The sequence below is a fragment of the Streptomyces sp. NPDC051569 genome (genome assembly GCF_044454085.1).
In the GTDB taxonomy this organism is placed as follows: domain Bacteria; phylum Actinomycetota; class Actinomycetes; order Streptomycetales; family Streptomycetaceae; genus Streptomyces.
The window spans coordinates 411,038-422,973 of the sequence record NZ_JBITDJ010000003.1; the positions used below are offsets into that span (position 1 = coordinate 411,038).

Here is an 11,936-nt window from a genome sequence, read left to right on the forward strand (position 1 = left end):
TTGATCTCCGCATCAGCAGCACCGCCCCGGCCTGCGAGACCGCCCCTCTCCCTGCCCTCAACGCGAACATGCGGGTACAACGCGATGTGCTTGCTCACCTGGGAGTGCTTCTTTCGGTGTGCAGCCAACAGGACCCCCTGGACAAGTTCCATCGTTGCAGGGCAGGAGCACTCTCCGCTTATTTGATCAAGGTGTGGCGAGCGCACTCATGAAAGTCCGAGGTTAGATACTGCTCCGCCCTGTATTCTATTCGCCGTGTGCATGCCATTGCATCGGAGCTGAACCGGCCGGACGGTCGTCCACCAACTCTGGATATTCGGGTGCCATGTGCACGGCGCAGAGCAGGAGGGCTCATGGCGGAGGGGTTCAAGGTCGACTTGGATGCCTTGGACGACGCAGCTTCGGGGATCACCGACACCCTGGCGAAGATGCAGTTCAAGAAGGTCAGCGATCTCGATCACAAGAAGGCGGACATCGGACATGGACACCTTGCCGATGTCCTCGGGGAATTCTGCACTCGCTGGGAGACCGGTGTGGAACACCTCGCGAAGGATGCTACGACGGTCTCCCAGCGACTCAACGCGAACGTGAAGGCATATCGCGAGGTCGAGGACCACGTTGTCAGGGACCTCGACGGCACGCTAAGCAGCGACAGCGGTGAGGATCCGGGGGTGAAGTAGTGGCACAGGAATTAGGGGAAACGTACGACCCGAAGGGCCTCATACCAGGCGAACCAGAAGCGATCTCCTCGACCAGTGCATGGCTCAAGAGCTACGGCGACACCTTGCACTCGGCAGGGGAGGGTCTCCAACGGATCGATACCACCGACGGGTGGTCGGGGGATGCGGGGGACGCGTTTCGAGCGGCCTTCAAGGGAGAGCCGCGCAAGTGGGTGGAGGCGGGGGACTGCTTCCACGACGCCGCCACCGCACTCTCGGCATACGAGTCGACGCTTTCCTGGGCGCATGGGCAGGCCGCAGACGCGATCCGGCAGTGGGACGCCGGCGAAGCCGCGACGGACAGGGCCAAGTTCGCACATCAGAACGCGGAGACGAACGCCGGACACGAGTTGCCCTTCACGGATCCTGGTGAGAGTTCGCGCGAGTCTGCACGCCAGACGCTCATCACCGCGAGAAGCCAGGTCGACAGCGCGGGCGACGCGGCAGCGGACGCGATCGCCAAGGCTCGCGACAAGGCTCCTGAGAAACCGGGATTCCTGGACAAGGTCGGCGACTTCTTCTCCGGTGTCGGGGACTTCCTCGCGGATGCCGGGACGGTCGCGGCCGAGGACCTGGCCTCTGTGGGCAACGCAATGCTGCACGACCCGGGCGCCGTTGGTGAAGTGGCGCTCGGGCTCACGATCGCGACCTTGGGTGCGGGCGGTGAGGTCCTTGGCGCCGGCCTGGACCTGACTGTCGCCGGCGCCGTTATCGGCGTGCCGGTGAACATCCTCTCGGCTGGTGTCATCGCCGGGGGTGTGGGCCTGGCCGGTCTTGGTGCGAGCCAGATCGCCGAGGATGCGATGGGGGCCGACCGGGTCCATATGGAGAGCAACGGCGGTAGTGGTGGCAGCAGTTCTCCCAGCGTCGAGACTCAGCCCTCCAAGCCGGTGGACCCCAACGCGACACCGGGTGGTCGCCCCACCAACATCCCGAAGAAGGCCGACCCCACGACCGTGCGTGGGTTCACTCGGGAGAACGAGTCGGCCGAGATCCTGGCCAAGAAGGGCTACCAGGTCGAACAGAACCCACAGGTGCCCGGCACGACAAAAAATCCCGACTATCGCATCGAGGGCGAGGTCTTTGACTGCTACTCGCCCACCGCCGACACCCCACGCAAGATCTACAGCGGGATCAAGAAGAAAGTGGACGATGGCCAGGCGGATCGTATTGTGCTGAACATGTCCGACAGCCCCGTCGACATGGCCGCCATGCGAAAGCAGATGAACGACTGGCCGATCGACGGCCTCAAGGAGGTCAAGGTGATCGACAAAGCTGGCAACGTGATCCTCCTCTACCCCTGACCGAACCGAGAAAGGCGGCCAACATGGCGATTTCCTACAGCCTCGACCTCGTAACTCCGCTCACCTCACTTGAGGTTGCACAGAAGCTCAATGAGGTCGCCCGGTCGCTCCGGTTGCTCGATGCCTCAGCGACCGAGACCCCGGACACGCTACTTGGGGTGGGGACGGTGACGGCATACGGTACCTGGATCCGGGTGGTGACAGCCAAACCGCTCCCGTGGGGAGACCCGATGATCGGCGGTCGCGCTTTTGCCGCGACGGTCTCAGTGGTGTTCCGCCTCGACAAGGAGGCCGATATCTCCGCCCAGCAGGACGCCATTGTCCGGCTGGCGACCGGGCTACTCTCCCAGGTTTCAGGTGATGCGGCCCTGCACGTCGACTACGAAGACGTTTGGCTGTTGCGTCAAGGCGGTGATCTGAGCCTGAGCGAGCGCTCCGATTTCTGGCCGGCACACCGTCTGGTCGGCCTTGCATCGCCTTACCGTCGGCAGGACCACGAATTTCTCTTTCCCGAGGATGACTGAACAGAGGGTCACATTCACGCGTGATCTGTGAGGTGAACCGTCGCCCCCGGTCAGAGGGGTGGGGCGACGGCCGTTTCGGTGCGGTTCCCGGGGAGTCAGTGGGGAGTACGGGAGTCGCAGGAGAGTGCGGAGCGTATATATCGAGCAACATCCACAACTCTCTGAGACGCATAGATCAGCAGGGCGGCGATTTTTACGGCCTCTCAGCCCAACGGCCCCTTGGCCGGTCCGGGTTAGCCTCGCGCTTTCATGAAGCGGACTGTCCGGCGGGCAGTCAGGTAAGCGAGAAGTTCCTCTGCTGAGCAGTCAGGAGGATTTCACCTCCCGGCTCTCACAGAACCGTGCGTAACAATCTCCCGTTCCACGGCTCTTGTCGTTCTGATCGTCAGATCGATACGGCGTGTACGGTGCAGCCTCGATCGTTCGTGACGGCCCGTCGGTTTCTTCGGCGGGCCGTTTCGGTTGTTCGCGCTGGTGGTGGCCAGGCCTATAGCCCTGCTGTCGCTGCTCGCGGATCTCGCCTTCGGGTTCGACAGCGGGCGTCCACGCGGCGGGCGGGACGTTGGGGACGGCCTGATGGATGGCGTCGGTGACGGTCATGCCGACCGAGTACGACAGCCACCTGCCACGCTGGGCGAGCAGGGCACCCTCATCAGCCACTCCTCCGTTGGAAGTTCAGGGTCTTCCGCGAGCTGCTGGTGCGGGTCGGGCGCCCAGGCCGCCGATTCGCGGATTGGCCGCTGGAGTGCCGACGGCCCTCCGCGCACAGCAATGTGTTCCCGCCCAGGCAATGCAGGCCGAGTCGCGGTTGCTCGTACGGCTGCGTGCGGCGGTGGCGGGATCGCACCGTGCGCCTGTGCCCGTGGTGCCGCTGCCGGGTGTGAGGGACCAGTGAGCCCCGGGTGCGGGCGGCTGCTCGCGTCGGTCTCCGGAGACCGACGTGGGAGGCCTCGCAGCGGAGCGGGGCGGCTCCGAACGGGACGGTGCGCGGGTCGGGGTAAGCACTTCGGCGGAGGCCTGGGCCGGGACGACTGCGGCTGCGGCCGGGACCGCGGCTCACTACAGTAAAAACGGATGTTTTTGGGCCCGCGGATGAAGACGGGCAGCGCCGTCGGAGATGGTGGTCGCCGGGACGGGCTCGACCGGAAGAACTCGCCCGGTCCGGGCACCCGCGGAGCCCCGGTCGCCGGGGAGGGCGCTGGAGCGGCGCCGGCTTTCACGCTTCTCGACCACCTGGCCGCTGACCGCGCGGACCGGCTCCGGCGGGTTGGTGGACGGCGGGTTGGTGGACGCATGGCGCTCTTGGCGAGGGTTCGCTGTCGGGACGCGCGGCGCGGCAGGCCTGGACCCAAACTGGGGCCGATTATGCACAGAATCCATAACACCTATAGGGAACATTCGTTGGGAGCGAGGGCCTCGTCCACCAGGGTGACCAGCGCGCCGGGCCGGCCGGTGAGGGCCTCCTGGACCGCTGTGTCGAGGCGGGCGGGCAGACCCGGACGGATCTCGTCGAGGCGGCGGGCGAGCCACTTTCCCGAGCCCAGCCAGGATCCGTTCGAGAGCAGGATGAACTCGGCGGCGCGACGGGCCAGTTCGGTCACGACGTACAGCCGCTCACCCGGGTCGGTGGTTCCCGCGAGGTCGTCCAGGAGATCCGTCAACGGGTAGCGCCGGTCGTCCAGTTCATCCGCCGTCACCTCCGGAGGCCCCGCCGCGACCAGGTGACGCGCGTGCGTCCGCAGGCGGCCCGCCGCGCCGTCCCGGTCCAGCAGCGGGATGCCGCCCGCCGTCATGAGGAGGAGGGGGGAGCGGCGCTCCGGGATCTCGCGTTCCACATAGCCGTCCCAGCTCGCCCGGGTGTGTACGAGGAGTTCGACGGGCCAGCCGGCGAAGCGGAGGCTCTCCCGGTACGGCGCGGGATCGCCGTCCAGCAGAACGACCACGTCCAGATCGGAGAACGCCGTACGCCGATCCGTGATCACGCTGCCGCAGAGGAAGGCGGCGCGGGCGTCCGGGAAGCGTTCGCCGACCAGTGCTCCTGCCGCCACCACCGGATCCGTCATCTTCGTCAAGCCACTCCTCCGCTCCCGCGACGCCGTTCGACGCGCTGGACGCGCTGGTGGACGCGCCGCTTCCCGGTTTCTACTCGGGTGAGGGCAGCTTCGCAGTCGAACGGCCGAATTCGTGCCGAATCGGATCCGCTCAGGATGCTTCGGGGCTACGCTCTGCACCTGTGACCGCGAGCTGTTCGACAGTCCAGAAGCCGCGAAAGCTTCGGCACGGCCGAGAAGTTCAGTGAATTCGGTGAGAGAAGAGAGAAGGAGGAGTGGGGTGCCGGTGCCACGGCCTGAGCAGTCGTCAGCCCTCCCACTGCTGGAGCGTGACTCCGAGATCGCGGCAGCCGCACGTGCCGTCGACACACTGTGCGGGGAGCCGGCCACCGGCGGGCTTCTCGTCTACCGGGGCGCGGCGGGACTCGGCAAGACGGCGCTGCTCTCCGAGGTGCGCAGACTCGCGGGCGGGCGCGCCACGGTGTGGTCCGCCCGTGGTGGCGAGACCCTCACCTCCGTCCCCTTTCATGTGGCGCGGCAACTGCTCGCCCCCGCCCTGACGGTGGGGGATCCCGCCGGTGAGCCCATCGACGCGCGTGAGCTGCTCGGCGACCGGTACGACATCGTCGGGCCCGCGCTCGGTATAACGGCCCCCGGCGAGCAGCACGCCGACCCGCAGGGTGTCAGGGACGGTCTGGACACGCTGGTCGAACGGCTGGCCGAGACCCATGGCCCGCTCGTCCTCCTCGTCGACGACGCGCAGTGGGCCGACCTGGAGACCCTCGCCTGGCTGGCATCCTTCGCCGGGCGTCCGGGCCGGGGGCTTCCCGTCCTCGTCGTCGTCGGGTACCGCACCGAAGAGGCCGTCGGCGAGACCGAGGGACACCTGCGGACACTCGGGGCGGCGGCCAAGCTGGTGGTCACGCTCAGCGCGCTCACCTCCGACGCCACGGCCGACCTCGTCCGGGCGGCACTCGGTGAGCACGCGGATGATCCGTTCTGCCGCGAGGTGTGGGCGGTGACCGGCGGCAACGCCTACGAGACCGTCGAACTGCTCGCCAAGGTACGGGACAGCGATATCCACCCCGTCGAGGAATCCGCCGGTGAACTCCGCGCCCTCGGTGCCTCGGCGCGCGGCAAGGGCCTGGTCGCGCGACTGGAGGAACTCGGCACCGACACCACCCACTTCGCCTGGGCCGCCGCGATACTGGGCACCGACATCTCCCTTGATCTGGCGATCCGGCTGTCGAACCTGAGCAGGGCGCAGGCCGCCGAGTGCGCGGAACGGCTGCGGGCGGCCCGCATCCTCGTCGGCAAGGACCCGATGGAGTTCGTCCATCCGCTGATCGCCGGCGCCGTCTACCGGTCCATCCCTCCGAGCATGCGCGCCGCACTGCACGGCGTCGCCGCCTGGGCGATCACCGAGAGCGGCCGGGGAGCGGCGGCGGCCGCACCGCACCTCCTCGAAGTCCACCCGGACGGCGAAGCCGAGCTTGTCGCCCAGCTGCGCTCGGCCGCGGCGGAGAACCTCGCCGTCGGGGCGCCGGACGCCGCCCGCCGCTGCCTCGAACGCGCTCTGGCGGAACCGCCGACGCCGACCGTGCGCGCCCATGTGCTGTACGAGCTGGGCTGCGCCACCCTGCTGACCTCACCGGCCACCACGGTCCGTCATCTCCGCGCCGCGCTCGACACCCGGAAACTCGGCGAGACCCTGCGCGTGGACGCGGTGTTCCGCCTCTCACAGGCGCTGACACACAACAATCAGGCCGGGGAAGCCGCCAGGGTGGTGGCCGCCGAGAACGCTCGCACCCCCGAGGGGCCCGGCAGGATGCGGCTCCAGGCCGCGCACTTCCTGTGGGAGGGCGTACGGGCCGTCGAGGACGACGGTCCGGAACGCTCGCGCCGGCTGGCCGAGCTGGCGGGCGGGCTCACCGGACGGGACAACACCGAACGCGTCCTGCTGATGCTGCGCGCCTTCGACGGCACGGCGCGCGGCGAGAACGCCGAGGAAATCGTCCAGATCGGCGAACGCGCGCTGCTGAGAGGCCGGCTGGCTCCCGGTGTCGGCTGGACCGACACCGAGTGGGGCTTCGAACCGTCCGCCCTGCTCGGTCTCTCCTACGTCTTCGCCGACCGGCTCGACCGCGCGGAGGATCTGTTCAACGAGGCGCTGCGGGCCTTCGAGATCTCCGGCTGGAGCGGTGGCCATCTGGCCTTCGCCCATGCCCTCGTCGGATACGTCCATCGCAGGCGCGGCCGTCTCATCGAGGCGGAGCAGTATCTGCGCGAGAGCCTGCGCCTGGCCGACCGGGTCGGGAACGGGCTGCCGATGCACTGGGACGCGGCCTGCATGCTCATCGACACCCTGCTCGCGCGAGGCCATGTCGACGAGGCCCAGGAAGCGGTCGAGCGCTACGCGTTCGCCATGCCGTACTCCTCCTCGATAGTCATCCCCGACGCGCCCTCCGTACGCGGCCGGTTGCTGCTCGCCCTCGGCCGTACGAAGGAGGCCGTCACCGAACTCGAAGCGGCGGGGGAGGCGTTGACGGCCCGGGGACGCCACAACGTTGTCATGGCACCCTGGGCGTGCGACCTCGCACGGGCGCTCGCCGAGGAGGACCCGCGCCGCGCGGCCCAGCTCGCCTCGTACGCCCGCGACCGGGCCGAACGCTTCGGTACGCACAGCGCGATCGGGGTCGCCCTGTGCTGTGCGGCGTCCCTGAAGGAGGGACCGGCCGCGACGGAGCTGCTGGCACAGGCCGTCGCCCATCTCGAAGTGTCGCCCTGTGCGTACGAACTCGCCTACGCGCGCGTCGAGTACGGCATCGCGGCGAGCTTCCCGGCCGAACTGGCCTGCGGTCTGGAGCTGGCCGAGAGCTGCGGCGCCGACGGGGTGGCGGCGCGGGCCCGCCGGGCGATGGAGTCCGACCACCTGCGCTCCTGATCCTGGCCCGGTGTCCGCCGAGGGGTACGCTCGACGCGACGGTCGCCCCGCACGGCCCGCACCCCGTACCAGGCAACAGGAGACCCGCACTCTTGTCCGACAAGCTCGACCGGTCCGACCGGTCCGAACGGTCGACCTGGACGGACGGCCCCGCACCCGCGCCCCCGTCCTGTTCCCCGTCTCCGTCGCCGTCCCCGTCCCTCCGGGCGGACGGCCCCGGCCCCCGCCTCGATCTGCGGGCCGACTGCGAGAACTGCTTCGGACTGTGCTGCGTCGCACTGACCTTCTCGGCCTCGGCGGATTTCCCGGTCGACAAGGAGGCCGGGAAGCCCTGCCGTCACCTGCGGACCGACTTCCGCTGCGGCATTCACCGCCGGCTCAGGACGGAGGGCTTCCAGGGATGCACGGTGTACGACTGCTTCGGCGCCGGCCAGAAGGTCTCGCAGATCACCTTCGGCGGGCGGGACTGGCGGGGGGACCCGGGCAGCGCGGAGCGGATGTTCGCCGTCCTCCCGGTCATGCGGCAGCTCCACGAACTGCTCCGCTATCTGACCGAGGCCCTGACTCTGGAGCCGGCCCGGCAGCTGCACGCCGGCCTCCGCGACGCGCTGGACGTGATCGAAGGCCTCACGCGGACCGGTCCCGACGCCCTGCTGGAACTGGATGTGGCAGCACACCGGGGTGAGGTCAACGCGCTGCTGCTGCGGACGAGTGAACTGACGCGCGCCCAGGTCCGGGGCAGGAAGAAGAACCGCAGAGGGGCTGATCTCTTCGGGGCGAGGCTCAAGGGCGCCGACCTGCGAGGTGCCGATCTGCGCGGGGCGTACCTGATCGCCGCTGATCTGCGCGGCGCCGATCTGCGGCTGGCCGATCTGATCGGGGCGGACTTCCGGGACGCCGATCTGCGGGGCGCCGATCTGACCGGGAGTCTTTTCCTCACGCAGACGCAGGTCAACGCGGCGAAGGGCGACTCCGCCACCAAGCTGCCGCCCTCCCTCACCCGCCCCGCTCACTGGTAAGTCCCTGGATGGGCAGCCCGGCTCACCGGTAAGTCCGTGGGTGGCCGCCCGGCTCACCGGCAGTCCCGTGGCGGGCCGCCGAGATCACCGGTGGTCCCCGTGGCGGGCCGCCGAGATCACCGTCCGTCCGGGTGGCGCCGGGCCGTGTGCCGTACGAGAAAGAGTGCGGCCGCCGTGAGAACGGCCGCACCGATGAGGGCGACGGGCAGGAGACTCCCGGAGCCCGCACCGTCGTCGTCCTTCGCGCGCGCGGCGCTGGTTCCCCGGGCGCCGGGAGCCGCTCGCGGGGCCACGGCGGCCGATCCGGGGACCTGGCCGGACCGCGCGGCCGGACCCGCCTGGGCCGCCTGGCTCGGCGGTACGGGGCGCGCGGGGGCCGGGGGCTGGAGCGAGCCCACCGCGGTGACCCGGCCGTCGGCGGCGAAGCCCCAGTCCAGCAGCGACCTGGCCTCCTCGTACACGGCGTGGGACGAGCCCGACTGCGGATTCATCACCGTCACCAGCAGGGTGCGGTCGCCCCTGCGGGCCGCGGCGATCAGGGTGTTGCCGGCTTCCGAGGTGTAGCCGTTCTTGACACCGATCAGGCCCGGATAGCGCTCGACCCCGTCGGCGCCGCTCAGCAGCCGGTTGGTGTTCTGGATGCCGAAGGTGCTTCCGTCGCCGGGGAACTGGGCATCGGGGGTCGAGGTGTAGCGGACGAACTCCGGGAAGGCCAGGCCCGCGCGGCCGAAGACCGCCAGATCGTACGCCGAGGAGACCTGCCCGGCGGCGTCGTAGCCGTCCGGGGAGACCACATGGGTGTCCTTCGCGCCCAGCTGCCTCGCCTTCTCCCGCATCTGGCTGATCGTCGCGTCCCATCCGCCGTTCATCGAGGCCAGCACACGCACCGCGTCGTTGCCCGAGCTGAGGAAGACGCCCCGCCACAGATCGGCCACGTGGTACGACTGGCCCGGGACGATGCCCACCAGACTGCTGCCCTCACCGATCCCCTCCAGTTCGGCCTCGGTGACCGTGTGCTGGGCCCGCTCGGACAGATGCGGCAGGGCGGTGACGGCGAAGAGCGTCTTGAGGGTGCTGGCCGGCGGCAGTCGGCGGTGCGCGTTGTGGGCGGCCAGCACCTCACCCGTACGCACATCGGCGACCAGCCAGGACAGGGCGGACACATTGCCCGGGAGCGCCCGGGCGCCCGGATGGGGCCGTACCTGCGTGCCCGACCGGTACAGCAGCGCGCCATGGGCCGGATCGGTTCGGGAGTCGGCGGCGGCCGGGATGGGCGCCGGCAGCAGGACCAGCAGGCCGGTGGCGAGGGCCACCGTCCCGGAGAGCGCGGAGCGCGTCGCGGATCTGATGATCATTCAGCCAACTTAGGAACGGACCGCGTCCCGCGCACCGCGCGTGAGCCGACCGGATGTATCTCCGCCCCGACCGGCCGCCACCCGGACTCGGCCGGACCGGCCCACGACCGTCACGGGTAACGGACGCGATAGCGCAGATGGGTGACGCCGGTGCCCTGGGCGATCGACAGCGGACCGTCCAGCTCCACCGGTACGTGCGTCAGCCGATCGAACAAAGGCGTTCCGCCACCGAGCAGGACGGGCACGAGATCGACCCACACCTCGTCGAGGAGCCGGGCATTCAGGCACTGGCTCGCGATGGTGCCTCCGTTGACGCCGACCGCCTTGTCGCCCGCGAGCGCCTTGGCCCGTTCGACCGCGCTCTCGATGCCGTCCGTGACGAAGGTGAACGGCGCGTCCCGGTGCGGCCAGTCCGCCGGGACGCTGTGCGTGACGACGACGACCGGGCACCCGATCGGGTGATTTCCGCCCCACCCCGAGGTGAGATCGAAGAGCCGTCGGCCGACGACGAGCGCCCCGGTGCGCGCGACGGTGGCGTGCCACGCCTCCGCACTCACCGGGGACATCGTGAACGTCCTGTCGTCCTGAGCGGTCGGCACGGGGACCTCACCGTTGCCGTACCAAGCGAAGAGCCGGTCGAAGCCGGACCCACCGGGGCCCGCGATATAGCCGTCCAGCGACATGCTCGCGCTGGTGTGGACGGTGGGGCCGGCCGCGCGGCCGGCCCGGAGAGCTGAGGTCACAGGTCGGCGGGCGCCCCGGCGGGGCCGGAGCCGGTACCGGAACCAGGACCCGCGCCGGGACCCGTGCCGGGACCCGCGCCAGGGCCGGGCTCCGCGCCGGGGGGCGGGGCGGGTTCGGGCATCGTCTGGGTGCCGATGACGTCCAGCAGCATGAGCTTGTCGGCGGCCGCGGTGCCGGGCACGGCGGAATAGGCCGCGATGCGGAGATCGCACCCGGGCACGGTGAGGGTGTCGCAGTCCACCGTCACCGGTCCGACATCCGGGTGATGGACGGTCCTGGTGTCGGTGTCGTGGAAATCGGCGATACGGGAGTTCCAGAGCCCCGCGAACCGGCTGCTGGCGCGGCGCAGCTCCCCGATGAGGAAGCGCAGACGCACATCGGTGGGGTAGTTCACCGACGCGGCGCGCAGGTCGGCGACGATGGCCGCCTCGTACCGGGCCTCCTGCTCCGGCGTGTGCGTGATCCGGCTGGGCTGCCCCGTGAAGTGCTGCCACGCGGCATTGCGCCCGCGCCCGGAGACCGCCGACGGGTCCCCGAGGAGCGCGGCCCAGAGCGGATTCCAGGTGATCAGATTCCAGGCGGCGTCGTGGACGCCGACCGGCGTCCCGGCCAGCTGGTCGAGCAGGCGCTGCACGCTCGCGGGTACGAGGTCCGAGACCTGCCCCAGGGCGGGCGGTGACTGCCCGGCCAGCAGGAACAGATGCCGGCGCTCGGGGTCGGACAATCGCAGGGCGCGCGACAGCGACGTGAGCACCTGCACCGAGGGCGAGGTCGCCCGGCCTTGCTCCAGCCGGACGATGTAGTCGACGGACAGACCGGCCAGCTGGGCCAGCTCCTCACGCCGCAGTCCGGGCGCCCGGCGGGGCTCGCCCGCGGGCAGCCCGGCCTCGGCCGGTGCGATCCGGTCACGCCAGCGATGCAGGGCCGTGCCCAGCTCTCCGTGTCGGGTCATGGAGTCAGTATCAGCGCGCGGGGCTGAGCCTGCCTGGTACCGCTCGGCGAGCAGACAGGACGAGATCAGGCCGGCAGCTGGACAGCGGCAGGACGACAGCAGGACGAGAGCAGGACGACCAGGACGGCGGCAGAGCGACCGGAGACCGACCGGGGAGCGACCGGAGACCGACCGGGACCGACCGGAGACCGACCGGGGACCGACCGGGGAGCGGACGCGCGACCCGGACGCGCGGTCGCCGAGGTTGTGCGAGTAGACGCCAACCCTCCCCGTTCCGCCGGGATCCGCCCTACGGTGGATCCCGACAGTTCGGGGAGCGGGGGG

At 70.0% G+C, this 11,936-nt stretch carries 9 protein-coding genes and 1 pseudogene; 5 read left to right on the top strand and 5 right to left on the bottom strand.

The genetic code is table 11. The features are described from left to right. The first annotated feature begins 353 nt into the window (after positions 1–353). Genes ACIBAE_RS07600 through ACIBAE_RS07610 form a run of 3 tightly spaced genes read left to right on the top strand, consistent with a single transcriptional unit; the run spans position 354 to position 2,547 of the window. On the top strand, positions 354–680 hold the full coding sequence (locus ACIBAE_RS07600) for a WXG100 family type VII secretion target (protein WP_399282930.1): 327 nt from the start codon (positions 354–356) through the stop codon (positions 678–680). Then, positions 680–2,023 carry a putative T7SS-secreted protein gene (locus ACIBAE_RS07605; RefSeq protein WP_399282931.1) on the top strand — a complete coding sequence of 448 codons (1,344 nt, stop codon included), beginning with the start codon at positions 680–682 and terminating at the stop codon, positions 2,021–2,023. Before ACIBAE_RS07600 ends, ACIBAE_RS07605 begins: the two co-directional genes overlap by 1 nt. A gap of 23 nt (positions 2,024–2,046) precedes the next feature. Then, on the top strand, positions 2,047–2,547 hold the full coding sequence (locus ACIBAE_RS07610) for a SitI3 family protein (RefSeq protein ID WP_399282932.1): 501 nt from the start codon (positions 2,047–2,049) through the stop codon (positions 2,545–2,547). Between the two features lie 507 nt (positions 2,548–3,054). Here ACIBAE_RS07610 and ACIBAE_RS07615 read toward each other — a convergent pair. Beyond that, positions 3,055–3,219: pseudogene (locus ACIBAE_RS07615) on the bottom strand (IS1380 family transposase); the annotation flags it as partial. A 713-nt stretch (positions 3,220–3,932) separates the two neighbouring features. After that, positions 3,933–4,610, bottom strand: a complete 678-nt coding sequence (locus ACIBAE_RS07620; RefSeq protein ID WP_399283061.1) for a nucleotidyltransferase domain-containing protein — start codon at positions 4,608–4,610, stop codon at positions 3,933–3,935. 268 nt (positions 4,611–4,878) lie between these two features. Between ACIBAE_RS07620 and ACIBAE_RS07625 the strand changes: the two genes are divergently transcribed. Further along, the gene (locus ACIBAE_RS07625) at positions 4,879–7,542 is read left to right on the top strand and encodes an ATP-binding protein (protein ID WP_399282933.1); all 2,664 of its coding nucleotides are present in this window, start codon (positions 4,879–4,881) and stop codon (positions 7,540–7,542) included. 233 nt (positions 7,543–7,775) lie between these two features. Further along, positions 7,776–8,561 (top strand): pentapeptide repeat-containing protein, encoded by a 786-nt coding sequence (locus ACIBAE_RS07630; RefSeq protein WP_399283062.1) that lies wholly within the window; start codon positions 7,776–7,778, stop codon positions 8,559–8,561. Positions 8,562–8,677: 116 nt separating this feature from the next. Here the strand turns inward: ACIBAE_RS07630 and ACIBAE_RS07635 are convergent, their stop codons facing one another. The 3 genes from ACIBAE_RS07635 to ACIBAE_RS07645 form a co-directional block, all read right to left on the bottom strand. Beyond that, a complete protein-coding gene (locus ACIBAE_RS07635) occupies positions 8,678–9,916 on the bottom strand; it encodes a D-alanyl-D-alanine carboxypeptidase family protein (RefSeq protein WP_399282934.1) in 1,239 nt (412 codons plus the stop codon). 110 nt (positions 9,917–10,026) lie between these two features. Continuing rightward, positions 10,027–10,659 carry a dihydrofolate reductase family protein gene (locus tag ACIBAE_RS07640; RefSeq protein ID WP_399282935.1) on the bottom strand — a complete coding sequence of 211 codons (633 nt, stop codon included), beginning with the start codon at positions 10,657–10,659 and terminating at the stop codon, positions 10,027–10,029. Beyond that, entirely contained in the window at positions 10,656–11,612 is a 957-nt protein-coding gene (locus ACIBAE_RS07645) for a helix-turn-helix transcriptional regulator (RefSeq protein WP_399282936.1), read from the bottom strand. Before ACIBAE_RS07645 ends, ACIBAE_RS07640 begins: the two co-directional genes overlap by 4 nt. Between the last annotated feature and the right edge of the window lie 324 nt (positions 11,613–11,936).